The 15119-nt window shown below is 66.6% G+C and carries 14 protein-coding genes; 10 read left to right on the top strand and 4 right to left on the bottom strand.

Going from position 1 to position 15119, the window contains the following annotated elements:
• The first annotated feature begins 191 nt into the window (after positions 1 to 191).
• From hrcA to dnaJ, 6 genes are all read left to right on the top strand, one after another.
• Entirely contained in the window at positions 192 to 1196 is a 1005-nt protein-coding gene (gene hrcA, locus EGT29_RS17645; protein WP_124690200.1) for a heat-inducible transcriptional repressor HrcA, read from the top strand.
• An 83-nt stretch (positions 1197 to 1279) separates the two neighbouring features.
• Entirely contained in the window at positions 1280 to 2386 is a 1107-nt protein-coding gene (gene hemH / locus EGT29_RS17640) for a ferrochelatase (protein ID WP_124690199.1), read from the top strand.
• Positions 2387 to 2390: 4 nt separating this feature from the next.
• Positions 2391 to 2771 (top strand): RNA-binding S4 domain-containing protein, encoded by a 381-nt coding sequence (locus tag EGT29_RS17635; protein WP_124690198.1) that lies wholly within the window; start codon positions 2391 to 2393, stop codon positions 2769 to 2771.
• 343 nt (positions 2772 to 3114) lie between these two features.
• Positions 3115 to 3681, top strand: a complete 567-nt coding sequence (gene grpE, locus EGT29_RS17630; protein WP_124690197.1) for a nucleotide exchange factor GrpE — start codon at positions 3115 to 3117, stop codon at positions 3679 to 3681.
• A 106-nt stretch (positions 3682 to 3787) separates the two neighbouring features.
• Positions 3788 to 5722, top strand: coding sequence for a molecular chaperone DnaK (gene dnaK, locus EGT29_RS17625; protein ID WP_124690196.1), 1935 nt, complete (start codon positions 3788 to 3790; stop codon positions 5720 to 5722).
• Positions 5723 to 5937: 215 nt separating this feature from the next.
• Complete coding sequence (dnaJ, locus tag EGT29_RS17620; protein ID WP_124690195.1) at positions 5938 to 7059, top strand: molecular chaperone DnaJ; 1122 nt, start codon at positions 5938 to 5940, stop codon at positions 7057 to 7059.
• A 30-nt stretch (positions 7060 to 7089) separates the two neighbouring features.
• On the opposite strand, the gene EGT29_RS17615 is transcribed toward dnaJ, so the two are convergent.
• From EGT29_RS17615 to EGT29_RS17605, 3 genes are all read right to left on the bottom strand, one after another.
• Positions 7090 to 8055, bottom strand: coding sequence for a D-2-hydroxyacid dehydrogenase (locus EGT29_RS17615; protein ID WP_124690194.1), 966 nt, complete (start codon positions 8053 to 8055; stop codon positions 7090 to 7092).
• Positions 8056 to 8059: 4 nt separating this feature from the next.
• Complete coding sequence (locus tag EGT29_RS17610) at positions 8060 to 9031, bottom strand: tripartite tricarboxylate transporter substrate binding protein (RefSeq protein WP_161567858.1); 972 nt, start codon at positions 9029 to 9031, stop codon at positions 8060 to 8062.
• Positions 9032 to 9101: 70 nt separating this feature from the next.
• Complete coding sequence (locus EGT29_RS17605) at positions 9102 to 9893, bottom strand: class II aldolase/adducin family protein (RefSeq protein ID WP_124690192.1); 792 nt, start codon at positions 9891 to 9893, stop codon at positions 9102 to 9104.
• A 146-nt stretch (positions 9894 to 10039) separates the two neighbouring features.
• On the opposite strand from EGT29_RS17605, the gene EGT29_RS17600 reads away from it, so the two are divergent.
• The gene (locus tag EGT29_RS17600) at positions 10040 to 10960 is read left to right on the top strand and encodes a LysR family transcriptional regulator (protein ID WP_124690191.1); all 921 of its coding nucleotides are present in this window, start codon (positions 10040 to 10042) and stop codon (positions 10958 to 10960) included.
• On the opposite strand, the gene EGT29_RS17595 is transcribed toward EGT29_RS17600, so the two are convergent.
• The gene (locus tag EGT29_RS17595) at positions 10957 to 11835 is read right to left on the bottom strand and encodes a LysR substrate-binding domain-containing protein (protein ID WP_124690190.1); all 879 of its coding nucleotides are present in this window, start codon (positions 11833 to 11835) and stop codon (positions 10957 to 10959) included. The genes EGT29_RS17600 and EGT29_RS17595 overlap by 4 nt on opposite strands.
• A gap of 165 nt (positions 11836 to 12000) precedes the next feature.
• Between EGT29_RS17595 and EGT29_RS17590 the strand changes: the two genes are divergently transcribed.
• From EGT29_RS17590 to EGT29_RS17580, 3 genes are read left to right on the top strand one after another with little or no spacing between them, the layout of a single operon-like run.
• Positions 12001 to 13578, top strand: coding sequence for a rhodanese-like domain-containing protein (locus tag EGT29_RS17590; protein WP_124690189.1), 1578 nt, complete (start codon positions 12001 to 12003; stop codon positions 13576 to 13578).
• 17 nt (positions 13579 to 13595) lie between these two features.
• On the top strand, positions 13596 to 14600 hold the full coding sequence (locus EGT29_RS17585; protein ID WP_192901760.1) for a tripartite tricarboxylate transporter substrate binding protein: 1005 nt from the start codon (positions 13596 to 13598) through the stop codon (positions 14598 to 14600).
• A 54-nt stretch (positions 14601 to 14654) separates the two neighbouring features.
• Positions 14655 to 15113: a tripartite tricarboxylate transporter TctB family protein gene (locus EGT29_RS17580; RefSeq protein WP_124690188.1), complete on the top strand. Its 459-nt coding sequence runs from the start codon at positions 14655 to 14657 to the stop codon at positions 15111 to 15113.
• Positions 15114 to 15119: the final 6 nt, after the last annotated feature.

The following is a 15119-nucleotide window of genomic DNA, read 5'->3' as shown; positions in this document are numbered from 1 at the left end:
CCCAACGGGGCCCCATGTGGTCCTTTTTGCCCACTCAGCGTCAAACGCCGACAATAGAAAGCAACCCCCTCCATCAGCCTGGCAGTTGCCAGGGCACCGCGGATCCGGCTTTGCCGGTCCGCCAGTGCCGCCCCCTTGAGGGGGCGCGCGAAGCGCGTAGGGGGTGGGCTCATCCAGGGGTACAATTGGCCATGGACGATCGCGCACGTACATTGTTGAAGGCTCTTATCGAGCGTTACATCACAGACGGACAACCTGTCGGTTCGCGTACGCTCTCCAAGGTCTTCGACCTGTCGCCGGCCACGATACGCAACGTCATGGCCGATCTCGAGGACCATGGCCTGATCCACAGCCCCCATACTTCCGCCGGTCGCGTCCCCACCCCCCGGGGCTACCGCATGTTCGTCGATTCGCTGCTGACGGTGCAGCCCTACGAAGTTTCCGAGGCGACCCACATCCAGACCCTGCTGCCTTCGGCCGAACCCCAGCGCGTCATCGCGGCCGCGGCCTCGCTGCTGTCCAAGCTGACCCAGTTCGCCGGCGTGGTGATGTCGCCCAAGCGCAGCCAGATGTTCCGGCAGATCGAATTCATCCGGCTGTCCGACACCCGGGTACTGCTGATCATCGTGACGCCCGAAGGCGACGTGCAGAACCGCATGCTGATGGTCCAGCGCGACTATTCCTCCGCCGAGTTGACCGAGGCGGCCAATTTCTTCAACCAGCATTTCAGTGGCAAGGCGTTCGAGGACGTCCGCCAGATCCTCCAGCGGGAACTGAGCCAGCTGCGCGAGGACATCTCCCGGCTGATGGAACTGGCGGTGGACGCCAGCACCGAGGCCGCCACCGAGGACGACAGCGTCGTCATCTCGGGCGAATTGAACCTGCTGGGCGTCTCCGACATCACGGCCGACATGGACAAGCTGCGCCGGATGTTCGAACTGTTCGAGAAGAAGACCGACCTGATGCAGCTGCTCGACGTGTCCAGCCGGGCACAGGGCGTCCAGATCTACATCGGCGGCGACTCGCAGCTGGTGCCGGTCGAAGAGGTCAGCGTCATCACGGCGCCCTACGGCGTGGACGGCAAGGTGGTCGGGACCCTGGGCGTGATCGGTCCTACCCGGATGTCGTACGAGCGGGTGATTCCCATCGTCGACATCACCGCGCGGCTGCTGTCGAACGCGTTGAGCCACCATTGAGCCGGCGTCCGCCGGCATGGGCGGACGGCCTTCCCGCCCGCCGCCGTTTCCCCTGTCATTCCTGAGTCCGGAAAACGCCACGCATGCGCTTCCTTCCCGAGCCGCCGTCCTCCCACCATCCCACCCGCACCGGCCTGCTGCTGGTGAACCTGGGCACGCCCGACGCGCCCACCGCCTCCGCCGTGCGCCGCTATCTGGCCGAATTCCTGTCCGATCCCCGCGTGGTCGAGATTCCCCGCCTGGTCTGGCTGCCCATCCTATATGGCCTGGTCCTGACGCTGCGGCCCCGCGACGCGGCGGCGCGCTACGCCTCGGTGTGGACGCCCGAGGGCTCCCCGCTCCTGGCCTGGAGCCGCCGCCAGGCCGAGGGCCTGGCGCGCGTGCTGTCCGGCCGGGGCCTGGGCGTGGAAGTGGCGCTGGCCATGCGCTACGGCAATCCGTCGCTCGAGGCGGGCATTGCCGCGCTGCGCGAGACGGGCTGCGAGCGCATCCTGGTCCTGCCGCTTTATCCGCAGTACGCGGCCAGTACGACCGCCGCGGTGTCCGATGCGGTGGGTGCTTGCCTGGCCCGGCTGCGCAACGTGCCCGAGGTCCGGTACGTGCGCGATTTTCACGCCGATCCGGGCTATATCGAGGCGATGGCCGTCCGCATCCTGGATTTCTGGCGCGACAACGGCCGGGGCCGGAAACTGGTGCTGAGCTTCCACGGCCTGCCCAAGCGTTCCATCGCGCTGGGGGATCCGTATCACGAGCAGTGCCTGGAGACCGGCCGCCTGCTGGCCGAGCGGCTGGGCCTGTACGCCGAGCAGGTCGAGGTGACTTTCCAGAGCCGTTTCGGCGCGGCCGAATGGCTCCAGCCCTATACTGAACCCCGGCTGAAGGAGCTGGCCAAGAGCGGGGTGTCCGACGTCGACGTATTCTGCCCCGGCTTCGTGGCCGACTGCATCGAGACTCTGGAGGAGATCGCGGTGCAGGGCAAGGAAGCGTTCCTGCTGGCGGGGGGCCGGCAGCTGCGCTACATCGACGCGCTGAACGATTCCGCCGCCTGGATGGAGGCCCTGGCCAACCTGGCCGAGCGCCACATGCAAGGCTGGATCACGCGCCCCGCGGCCCGCCAGCCGGCCGAGGCGGCGCACGCAGCCGTCTTGTTGCAACGCAAGAACGACGAGGCGCCGGCCACGGGCCAGTAACGGGATGGAAGAACTACGTATCGATAAGTGGCTCTGGGCGGCGCGGTTCTACAAGACCCGCACACTGGCCCAGGATGCGGTCGAGGCAGGGCAGGTGAAGGTGTCCGGCGAACGGGTCAAGCCCTCGCGCGCCGTGCGCCCCGGCGACATCCTGCAGATCCGCGCGGGAGACCAGGATTGGGAGGTCCTGGTCCGCGCCTTGTCCACCCAGCGCGGCCCCGCCGTTTTCGCGCGCACCCTGTACGACGAAACCCAGCAAGGCCTCAAGCGCCGCCTGGAAGCCATCGAACTGCGCCGCCAGAACGCCGACCCCGCCGCCAACCTGAAAGGCCGCCCCACCAAGCAAGACCGCCGCAAGATCGAAAAGCTGAGGACCCCCAATTGAGGACCCCCCCTACGCGCTGACGCGCGCCCCCCAGGGGGCGAAACCGGCGGACTGGCAAAGCCAGATCCGCGGTTTCCTGGGTCCAGGGAAACTATCTTGGACTGAATCACCGGTGCTACCGCTGGCAGCCAGCGAAGCACGGGTGCCACAACCCAAGAAACGGGTACTAGACCCAGGATGCGGTGGATCCGGCTCCGCCGGTCCACCCGCATCGCCCCCTGGGGGGCGCCCGAAGGGCGTAGGGGGGGTTATATACTCTCTTGAATCCGCGGATTTCACCCCCATCTCGCGCATAGAGTCCAAGCAAGTCACTGATTTTTCTGGTTTTTCATGGAGGCACCCAATGTCGGCTGAGCACAAGCCTGGCGACCAACCCAATCTGGATCCCGAAAACGTGAACCCGAACCCGGCGGCGGAAACGCCCGAGGACGCGGGCACCGAGGATCCCATCGTCGCGCTGCAGGCCCAGCTGGCCGCGGCCCAGGCCGAGGCCAAGGACAATTACGATGCCATGCTGCGCGCCCGCGCCGAAGCGGACAATGTCCGCCGGCGGGCCCAGGAGGAAGTCTCCAAGGCGCAGAAGTTCGGTATCGAGGCATTCGCGGAAAACCTGTTGCCGGTGAAAGACAGCCTGGAGGCCGCCCTGGCCCAGGAAAACCAGTCCATCGACACCCTGCGCGAAGGGGTGGACGTCACCCTCAAGCAACTGGTTGGCGCCTTCGAGCGCAACAAGCTGGTCGAGATCGCCCCGGTTCCGGGCGACAAATTCAATCCGCACCACCATCAGGCCATCGCGTCGGTTCCGTCGGACGAGCCGGCCAACACGGTCTTGCAGACCCTGCAAAAGGGCTATCTGATCGTCGATCGGGTATTGCGTCCGGCACTGGTGACGGTCGCGGCCGCCAAATAAGGCCCGCCGCGATCGAAAGAAGCTATCGCAGGCATTGAAATAACGAAATTCCCACCTATTTATTGATCAAGCGAAATTTTTCTGATTTCTTTCAGGAACAAGGATTATGGGCAAAATCATAGGCATCGACCTGGGCACGACCAATAGCTGCGTCGCAGTAATGGAAGGCCCGCAGGTCAAAATCATCGAAAACGCCGAAGGCGCCCGCACCACCCCCTCGATCGTCGCCTACATGGAAGACGGCGAGATCCTGGTCGGCGCGCCCGCCAAGCGCCAGGCGGTCACCAACCCCAAGAATACCCTGTACGCCGTCAAGCGCCTGATCGGCCGCAAGTTCGACGAAAAGGCCGTGCAGAAGGACATCGACCTGATGCCCTACAGCATCGTCAAGGCCGACAACGGCGACGCCTGGGTGCAGGTGCGCGACAAGAAGCTGGCGCCCCCGCAGGTGTCGGCCGAAGTGCTGCGCAAGATGAAGAAGACCGCCGAGGACTACCTGGGCGAGGAAGTGACCGAAGCCGTGATCACGGTGCCGGCCTACTTCAACGACAGCCAGCGCCAGGCTACCAAGGACGCCGGCCGCATCGCCGGCCTGGACGTCAAGCGCATCATCAACGAGCCCACCGCGGCCGCGCTGGCGTTCGGCCTGGACAAGTCGGAAAAGGGCGACCGCAAGATCGCCGTGTATGACCTGGGCGGCGGCACGTTCGACGTGTCCATCATCGAGATCGCCGACGTCGATGGCGAGAAGCAGTTCGAGGTGCTGTCCACCAACGGCGACACCTTCCTGGGCGGCGAAGACTTCGACCAGGTGCTGATCAACTACATCATCGGCGAGTTCAAGAAAGAACAAGGCGTGGACCTGTCCAAGGACGTCCTGGCCCTGCAGCGCCTGAAGGAAGCCGCGGAAAAGGCCAAGATCGAACTGTCGTCGGCCACCCAGACCGAGATCAACCTGCCGTACATCACGGCCGATGCGTCCGGTCCCAAGCACCTGAACCTGAAGGTCACCCGCGCCAAGCTGGAAGCGCTGGTCGAAGACCTGATCAGCCGCACGATCGAGCCCTGCCGCATCGCCATCAAGGATGCCGGCGTCAAGGTCTCGGACATCGACGACGTGATCCTGGTCGGCGGCATGACGCGCATGCCCAAGGTGCAGGAGAAGGTCAAGGAGTTCTTCGGCAAGGATCCGCGCAAGGACGTGAACCCCGACGAGGCCGTCGCCGCCGGCGCCGCTATCCAGGGCTCCGTGCTGTCGGGCGACCGCAAGGACGTGCTGCTGCTGGACGTGACCCCCCTGTCCCTGGGTATCGAAACCCTGGGCGGCGTCATGACCAAGATGATCAAGAAGAACACCACCATCCCGACCAAGTTCTCGCAGGTGTTCTCCACCGCCGATGACAACCAGCCGGCCGTGACCATCAAGGTGTTCCAGGGCGAACGCGAAATCGCCGCCGGCAACAAGGGCCTGGGCGAGTTCAACCTCGAAGGCATTCCGCCCTCGCCGCGCGGCACGCCGCAGATCGAGGTCACCTTCGACATCGACGCCAACGGCATCCTGCACGTGTCGGCCAAGGACAAGGGCACGGGCAAGGAAAACAAGATCACGATCAAGGCCAACTCCGGCCTGACCGAGGCCGAAGTCGAACGCATGGTCCGCGATGCCGAGGCCAATGCCGACGAGGACAAGCGCGTGGCCGAACTGGCGCAGTCGCGCAACCAGGCCGACGCCCTGGTGCACGCCACCCGCAAGTCGCTGGAAGAATACGGCGACAAGCTCGAGGCGTCCGAGAAGGAGTCCATCGAGGCCGCCATCAAGGACCTCGAGGATGTCCTGAAGGAAGGCGACAAGGAAGCCATCGACGCCAAGGTCGAGGCCCTGTCCAAGGCTTCGCAGAAGCTCGGCGAAAAGATGTACGCCGACATGCAAGCCCAGGCCCAGGCCGAGGGCGCGGCCCCCGGCGGTGACGCCGGCAGCGCCAAGGCCGACGACAACGTGGTCGATGCCGACTTCAAGGAAGTCAAAAGGGACGACAAGTAAGCAGTACCCGCGGAGCGGCCTACAATGTGGGCCGCTCCGCTTTTCGTCTTGACCGCACCGGCCCGGGCCCGCGCCTGACCCGGTGCAGGGTTTGGGTAGGCCCCCTGGCTGCCCCGCGAAGGCAGGGGGCCTACCCAAACCCGTCAATAGCACACAACCGCTATTCACCAGAGATATTGCCGGCCTCCTGAAAACAGGCCACCGAAGAAAGAACCATGTCCACCAAACGCGATCTGTACGAAGTCCTTGGCGTTGCCCGCACCGCCACCGAGGAAGAAATCAAGAAGGCCTACCGCAAGCTGGCCATGAAATACCACCCCGACCGCAACCCCGACTCCAAGGAAGCGGAAGAGAAATTCAAAGAGGTCAAGTACGCCTACGAGATCCTCTGCGAAGCCGAGAAACGCGACGCCTACGACCGCTACGGCCATGCCGGCGTCGACGCGGCGGCCGCCGGCGGCATGGGCGGCGGGGCGGGAGGCTTCGCCGACGCGTTCGGCGACATCTTCGGCGAGATCTTCGGCGGTGGCCGCCAGCGCGGCGGTGCCCAGATGTACCGCGGCGCCGACTTGAAATACAGCATGGAAATCACGCTGGAGCAGGCCGCCACCGGCTTCGACACCGAGATCCGCGTTCCCAGCTGGGACAACTGCGACACCTGCCACGGCTCCGGCGCCAAGCCCGGCACCCAGCCCAAGACCTGCCACACCTGCGGCGGCACCGGCGCGGTGCGCATGCAACAGGGCTTCTTCAGCGTCCAGCAGACCTGCCCGACCTGCCATGGCACCGGCAAGGTCATTCCCGATCCCTGCACGGCCTGCGACGGCGTGGGCAAGGTCCGCCGCAACAAGACCCTGCAGGTCAAGATACCCGCCGGCATCGACGACGGCATGCGCATCCGCTCGTCCGGCAACGGCGAACCCGGCGTCAACGGCGGTCCCTCCGGCGACCTGTACGTCGAGATCCACATCAAGCAGCACGGCATCTTCCAGCGCGACGGCGACGACCTGCACTGCGAACTGACCATTCCCTTCACCACCGCGGCCCTGGGCGGCGACCTGGAAGTGCCCACGCTGGGCGGCCGGGGCGAGATCAGCATCCCCGAAGGCACGCAGTCGGGCAAGGTCTTCCGCCTGCGCGGCAAGGGCATACGCGGCGTGCGCTCCAGCTACCCGGGCGACCTCTATTGCCACGTCGTGCTGGAAACGCCGGTGCGCCTGAACGACCGGCAGAAGCAGATGCTGCGCGACTTCGAGGCTTCGCTGAGCGAAGGCGGCGACAAGCATTCGCCGCAGAGCAAGTCGTGGACGGACAGGGTGAAGGAATTCTTCAGCTGATATCGGATCGGGCGCCAGGCATCGGGTATTTCACCGCACCCGGTTGCGCAGGCTGGCCCGGTCGCCGCTGGTCCACGCCAGCACGTTGTGTGCGACCAGCGGCAGCACCTGGTCCGCATAACGGTCCGATTCGCCGCCGATGTGCGGCGTGACGATCAGTCGGGGTGCTGACCATAGCGGATCGTCTTCAGGCAACGGTTCGCGTTCGAACACGTCCAGCGCGGCGCCGGCCAGTTTGTCGCCGTGCAAGGCGTCCAAGAGCGCCGCGGTATCGCACAGACCCGCACGCGCCAGGTTGATGAGGTAGGCGCTGGGTTTCATCGCCGCCAGCACGGCGGCATCCACCAGTCCGCGGGTCGATTGCGTCAGGGGCGCAAGAAGCACCAGGAAATCCGCTTGCGCGGCCACGTTGCGCAGCATGCCGCGAGCATGCACCTGATCGAAGCCCGTCACCGGCCGGGGGCTGGACGAGACTGCCAGCGTGCGCATGCCGAGCGCCTGGCACTTGGTCGCCAGTTCACGGGCGATCATGCCCGTTCCCAGCACGGCAAGGGTCTTGCCGTGCAACAGCGGCTGGCGTCGACGCTGCCAGCGGCGTGCACGCTGGTCCGCCAGTATGGCCGGAAGATCGCGTCCCAGGGCGAACATCATCGTCAATGCCATTTCCGAGACCGCGGGGCCGTGGATGCCATGGGCCGACGTCAGCGCCACGTCGGCCGACAGGTCGGGGTGATCGGCGATGCCATCCACTCCGGAGGACAAGGCCTGCAGCCACTGCAAGCGGGGCAAGGCACGCAGCAAGCCGTTGTTCAACGCGCTGGCGAAACACGCCAGCGCGGTGGCCTGCCGCGCCGAGTCCGTTATCGGCTGGCCAGGGGAAAGCCAGTCGAACGCCAGGTCAGGCAGGCGCCGCGCCAATTCTCGCGCATAGTGCTCGCCATCGGCGTTGACGATGAGCAGCCGGAAATCGTCCGGGGATCCAGAGGCCGCCTGCATGGTGTCAGTCCGTGCTGATCTTCGCCGCCGAGATCAACGGCCCGTACGAGCGCTGTTCGCTTTCGATGCGGGCCCGTACCGCGCCGGGCGTGGACGACGCGGCTTCCTGGCCGAGCGCGCTCAGCGCCTGCCGGGCTTCGGGCGTGGCCAGCCACGTCCGGATTTCGCCGCCCAGCTTTTCGATGATCGTGCTTGGCGTGCGCGCGGGGGCATAGAGCGCGAACCAGGTTTCCAGCTCATAGCCGGAGAATCCCAGTTCGGCCAGCGTAGGCACGTCCGGATACATACTGGAGCGTTGCAGCGATGTGGCGGCCAGCACCTTGATGCGGCCCGACTTGCCGAATCCGCCCAGCGCGGCCTGGTCCAGCATGGCCAGCGGCGTGCGTCCCGACACCACGTCGGCGATCGCAGGCGCGAAGCCCTTGTAGGGCACGTGGTTGAGCTTCACGTCGGCCCGCTGGGCCAGCAGTTCCATGCCCAGATGGGCGGAGCCGCCGATGGCATTGGAGGCATACGACAGCGCGCCCGGCTTGGCCCGCGCCATCGCGAGCACGTCGTCCAGCGTATGGGCGCCGAGTTCGGCCGATACACAGAGAAGGTACGGGCCCTTGGACAGCATGCTGATGGGCGCGAAGTCGGCCTGGACGTCGTAGGGCACCTGCTTGCTGGTGAGCGGGATCAGGGACATGGTCGAACCGCCCGTCATCAGCAGCGTGTAGCCATCGGGGGCGGCGCGCGCGACCGCTTGCGCGGCAATCACGGTGTTGCCGCCGGAGCGCGACTCGACCAGCACGGCCTGGCCCAGGGTCTTTTCCAGACGCTGGGCAAGCAGGCGCGACAGGCCATCCGCGCCGCCTCCCGGCGCGTAGGGAATGATGATGCGTATCGGCTTGTCGGGATAAGCGTGGACGGGTCCGGCCGCCAGGGCGAGCGCGGCGGCCATGCCGGCGAACAGATTGCGGCAACGATGGAACATGCCTGTCTCCTTGCGCGCGGCTTTGGCCGCGCTGCGTCTTGTCATGAAGCCGGCTTGTGCCGGTGGCGGGTCAAGTGCGATAGGACGGATCCTTGCGGTCCAGCATGCGCAAAAGCGCGGGCCATTCGAGATTGCCCAGGGGGCTGACGGTTCCGTCCGAGCGCACCGTACCGGGGGGGCGGAAGCTGGCCGAGGAAATCCTGTCGGCCAGGGCGGAATCGGGGAAGGTGAGTTCCTGGCCGCTGGCCAGCGCATCGACCTGGGCCTGCATCGCCATTTCCAGGTGCCACATCATGGCGAAGACCTGGCCGATGCTTGCTCCGGCCACCAGCGTGCCATGGTTGCGCAATATCATGACCGGCTTGTCGCCCAGGTCGGCGGCCAGGCGTTCGCGTTCGGATAGCTGGTTGGCCAGCCCCTCGCTGTCGTGGTAAGCGATCTTGCCGTGGAACAGCATGGCGTGCTGGGTCAGCGGCAGAAGCCCGCACTTCATCGCCGACACGGCCATGCCGGCGCGGGTATGGGCATGGATGACGCAGCGCGCATCCGGACGCGCGGCGTGGACGGCGCTGTGGATGACGAACCCGGCACGATGGATGGGGTGCTGCGTGGGTTCCACGACGTTGCCGTCGATGTCGATCTTGACGAGGTTCGAGGCGCAGACCTCATCGAACATCAGCCCGAAGGGGTTGAGCAGAAAATGTTCCTCGGCACCCGGTACGCGCGCCGAGATGTGGGTGTAGATGAGATCGGTCCACCCGTAGTGGGCATGGAGCCGGTAACAGGCGGCCAGGTCCACGCGCATCTGCCATTCTTCGGTGCGCGATGCGGGGCGGGAAGAGGCGGAAAGGTCGGTTTGCATGGATTCCTGAGCGTGTTCAATATGGTGAGGCGCATGGGGCGCGCTTGGGGTAGAGTGTTTCCGGCGCGCCGCCCTGCGCATATTGAATCGCCCGGCCGCGCCAAAGCCAATCAAAACATTCTGTTCGAAACTTGAGAAAAATCTGAATGAGCATCGAGACCCAGTTGAGCCTGCGGCAACTGCGGGCTTTCGTCGCCGTCTATCGCCTCGGCAAGCTCGCGACCGCCGCCAGCCGCCTGTCCGTGACCGAGTCGGCCGTCAGTACCATGCTCAGGCAGATGGAGTCCACGTTGAACCTGCGGCTGTTCGACCGCACCTCGCGGTCGCTGGTGCCGACCCAGGCCGCCCAGGAAATCGTCGAGAGAGCCGAGCGCATACTGGGCGACGTGGCGTGGCTCGGCACGCGGATCGAGGACCTGGGCGACCGCCGCATCGGCCGCGTCCACGTGGCCGTTACCGCCACCGTAGGCAGCGTCCTGATGCCGGGCGTGGTGCGGCGTTTCCGCGATGCCTATCCCGGCGTGCAACTGGTGCTGGACGATTGCGCGCCGGACCAGTTCCTGGCCAGGGTGTCGTCCGAGCCCGTGGATTTCGGCATCGGTACGCCGGAGCGCGAGGATCCCCCGCTGGTATCCCGGCGGCTGTTGCGCGATCACCTTTGCCTGGTATGCGCGACCGACCATCCGTTGGCGGGCCGCCGCCAGGTGCGCTGGCGCGAACTCGCCAAGGAGCCGGTCATAGCGGTGCGGCAAGGGCTGGCCTATGGCATGCGCGGCCGGATGGAGGCGGCCGCGGCCAGTGCCGGCATTGCGCTCAACGTCGTGCACGAGGTCAACTTCCTGTCCTCGGCATTCTGGATGGCGGCCAGCGGGCTGGGCGTGTCGATCTGGGCATCGGCGCTGGCGGGGCGCATGTACTACGAGAATCTGACGCGCTGCCGGCTGGTCGGCCCGCGGGTGCCGATGGATTTCTCGCTGGTGCACAAACGGGGACGAAGCCTGTCGCCGGCCGCCGAAGCTTTCGTGGAAATCGCGCGCGACGAACTCGCGGGCATGGATATCCTTTAGGCGCCGCTTCCGTCCCGCAGATCCAGCGGCCGCAAGGTCGACTTCAACCCGTCGTAGACCTGCCGCAGCACCGGGTTCAACGAATCCGGGCGCATCCAGAGGTAGTAACTCACGTCGGGCAGCCGGGGCAGGCCGTCCTTCTCGCTCAGCACCCGCATGTCGGGCCCCAGCAGTTCCACCGAGCGGGCGGTAACGCCCAGGCCGGCCCGTATCGCCGCCTTGATCCCTATCATGTGCGGCGCGAGATAGGCGGTGCGCCATGACATCCGGGCCGTATCGAGCGCGGTCAGCGCGAGGCGCCGGTACAGGCTGTGTTCATCGGCGATGATCAGCGGCACCGGTTTGCCGGGTTCGAAGACGTAGTCCGCCGCGCACAGCCAGACCGTGGGCGAGGTGCGCAGCACCATGCCCTCCAGCGCCGGATCCTCGCGCGTGGACACTGTCAGGTCCAGTTCGCCCACGCGCAGCGACTCCATCAGGAAAGGGCTGCGGCCCACGTGGATTTCCATCTGCAGCCTGGGGGAAAGCCGCGCGATGTTCGCCAGCAGCGGGGGCAGGATGCTGTCCGCCACGTCCTGCGGCGAGCCCACGCGCAGCGAGCCCGTCAGTTCGCGGTCCTTCAGCGCCCGCCAGGCTTCGTCGTTGATGGCGATCATGTGCTTGGCGTAGTCCAGCAGCCTGCGCCCGTGCGCCGTCAGGCGCTTGTAGCGTCCGGCCTTTTCGAACAGCGGCACGCCCGCCTGCGCTTCCAGGCGCTGCATCTGCTGGGTCAGCGCGGCCTGGGTGCGGTGCGTCTTTTCGGCGGCCGCGAGGTAGGTCTCGTGCTCCGCGATCGCCACCAGAGTGCGCAACTGAGTCAGATCGAAGTTTTTCATATAAGAGATGCTTATATTTTGGGGGTCGATTTCTAAATTGTGCTGGGAGACCTCGCTGCATAGACTGTGGATCGGCCAATGAAATTATAAGTTTCAACGATAGTTGTATCGATGTCACCCCAGGTTGGAAGCGGTAGCGACCGGCCTCATCCACAGATATCTTCCATGAGCAAAACCATCACAGCAGGGCAAGCGAAACAATGGCTGGACGAAGGCGGCGAGCTCGCCTTCCTGGACGTGCGCGAGCATGGGCAGTACGGAGAAGAGCATCCCTTCTTCGTCGTGTCGGTTCCCTACAGCAGGCTGGAGCTGGATGCCGAGCGCCTGGTGCCGCGCAAGAGCGTGCCCGTCGTGCTGCTGGACGACGGCGATGGCGTGGCCGAACGCGCGGCCGCGCGGCTCGAAGCGCTGGGCTATGCCCAGGTGCACGTACTGCGGGGCGGCGTGGCCGCCTGGAAGGCCGGGGGCTACGGAATGTTCCAGGGCGTGCATCTGCCGTCCAAGACCTTCGGCGAACTGGTCGAGCACGCTTATCACACGCCCCGTCTCCAGGCCCCGGAACTGGCCGCCATGCAGGCGCGCGGGGAAGCCGTGGTGGTCCTGGACGGCCGCCCGCTGGACGAATTCCGCAAGATGAACATCCCGGGCGCGGTGTGCTGCCCCAACGGCGAGCTGGCGCTGCGCATCCACGCGCTGGTGCCGGACGACACCACGCCCGTGGTGGTCAATTGCGCCGGCCGTACCCGCAGCATCATCGGCGCGCAGACCCTGATCAACATCGGCATCCCGAATCCCGTCTACGCCCTGGAGAATGGCACGCAGGGCTGGTATCTGAACGACCTGGCGCTGGAGCACGGCAACGACCGGCGCTATCCGCAGGTGGACGCGGCGGAGCCGGCCTTGCAGGCGCGGCGGGACCAGGCGCGGGAACTGGCCGGCCGGCACGGCGTTGCCGACGTCGACGTGGCGACGCTGGCCGGCTGGATGCGCCAGGCGGATCGCACCACCTTCCTGCTGGACGTGCGCACCGGCGAGGAATTCGCCGCCGGCACGCTGCCGGGCGCGCAGCACGCGCCGGGCGGGCAGCTCCTGCAGGGCACGGACCTGTATGTGGGGGTCAAGGGCGCCCGGCTGGTGGTGGCGGACGACGACGGCATCCGCGCACGGGTGGTGGCGAGCTGGCTGGCGCAGATGGGGCGTGAGATCCACGTGCTGCCCGCGGAGCAATGGGCCCGCGCGCGCGCGGAACTGCCCACGCCGGTGCCGGCCACCGCCGTGCCCGGCCTGCCGGTGATAGGCCCCGGCGAACTGGCCGCAATGGTGGCCGAGGGCAAGGCGCAGATCCTGGACGTGCGCCCCAGCATGGCCTATCGCCAGGCGCACATCGCGGGAGCGCGCTGGGCCATCCGCCCCCGGATGGCGGGTCAGGCGCGGACGGGCGGGCTGGTGTTCGTGGCGGCCAGCGCCGAGCTGGCCGCGCTGGCGGCCGGCGAGCTGCCGGACGAAGTCCGCGCCGGCGCGCGCGCGCTGGTCGCGCCCGTCGCGCAGTGGCGGGAGGCGGGGCTGGCGATCGAGGCCACGCCCGATATGCCGTCCGATGCGGACTGCATCGATTTCCTATTTTTCGTCCACGACAGGCACGACGGCAACAAGGAGGCCGCCCGGCGCTATCTCGCCTGGGAAACGGGCCTGATCGGACAACTCGACGCAAGAGAGCGGGGCGCATATCGCATCTCGCCATGAAACCTGAGGAGGAAAGCATGAAGATCAAGAACACGAAGCGGGGCGGCAAGGTATCGACATCCGGCCTGGTCCTGGCGGCCGCAATGGCCGTGGCCTGGGCCAGCCCGGGGCAGGCGGCCGATGCGGGAGCGTTCCCGGCCAAGACGGTCCGGATGGTGGTGCCGGTATCGGCCGGCGGCAGCACCGACAAGATCGCCCGCCTGCTGGCGGAAAAGCTGAATGCGAAGTGGGGCCAGGCCGTGGTGGTGGAAAACGTCACCGGGGCCGGCGGCTCGATCGGCGCGGCGCAGGTGGCCAAGGCGGCGCCCGACGGCTATACCTTGCTGCTGCACAGCGATGCCGTGGTGCTGAACACCGCCCTGCTCAAGAAGCCGCCCTATGCGCTCAAGGATTTCTCCGGTGTCGTGCGGGCCATCGCCAATCCGCAGATCCTCGTGGTTCGGCCCACGCTGGGCGTCAAGACTTTCCAGCAATATCTGGCGCTGGCGAAGAAGTCCCCGGGCCAGGTGACGGTCGGCCTGCCGACCAGCGGCGGCATCGCCCACATCGCGCACGAAATGATCCAGGCGCAGACCGGCATCGACGTCAACTACATCCCGTATCCCGGGGGCGGTCCGGCCGCGGTCGACGTCATGGGTGGGCACATCGACGCCACCATGATCACCATGGCCGCCGTCACCGAGTTCATCAAGGCCGGGCGCCTGGTGCCGCTGGCCGTCACCACCTCCTATCGCTCTTCCGCGCTGCCCGACGTGCCCACCGTGGCGGAGTCCGGCGTGCCCGGGTTCGACGTCGAGTCCTGGCAGGGCATCCTGGCGCCGGCCAAGACCCCCGCGGCCGTGGTCGAGAAGATCAACCGCGACGTGATGGAGATCCTGCGCCAGCCCGACATCAAGGCGCAGGTCGAGGGCATGGGATATGGCGTCGCGGGCGGCACGCCGGCCGAATTCGACCGGTCGCTGCGCCAGGACCTGGAGCGCTATTCCCAGGTCATCAAGGCCGCGCGCATCACCTTGCAGTAAACGGGACGCGGGCCATCGCGCCCGCGCACCGACCGACAAGACCAAGAGGGGACCATGTATCCGCGTAGTGAAAAAAGGCTGGCCACGGGCCTGCTGTATCTATTGCTGGGGGCTGGCACGTCGCTGCTCGCCTCGGGCTATCCCATGGGCACGTCCGCGCGCATCGGGCCCGGCTATTTCCCGTTCTGGCTGGGCCTCCTGCTCGCGGCGCTGGGCCTGTCCATCACCGTGAGGGCGTACGCGGCGGGCGCGCCGAAGGAAAAGCTGGAACGCTGGGACCTCAGGTCGCTGTCCTGGATGACCGGGTCGGTGGTGCTGTTCGGCGTCATGCTCAAGCCCCTGGGGCTGGTGCTGGCGATCGCCACGCTGGTCGTCGTCGCCAGCCGCGCCAGCCATGAATTCACCTGGCGCGGCGCGCTGGCCAACGCGGCCGTGATGGTGGTGCTGATCGTCGGCGCGTTCGTCCACGGGCTGGGGTTGCCGTTCAACCTCTGGCCCGCCTTCCTGGACTAAAGGAGC

Source organism: Pigmentiphaga sp. H8 (assembly GCF_003854895.1).
Taxonomy (GTDB): domain Bacteria; phylum Pseudomonadota; class Gammaproteobacteria; order Burkholderiales; family Burkholderiaceae_B; genus Pigmentiphaga.
The sequence above is the reverse complement of the archived record's forward strand: the minus strand, read 5'-3'. Positions and strand labels throughout refer to the sequence as shown.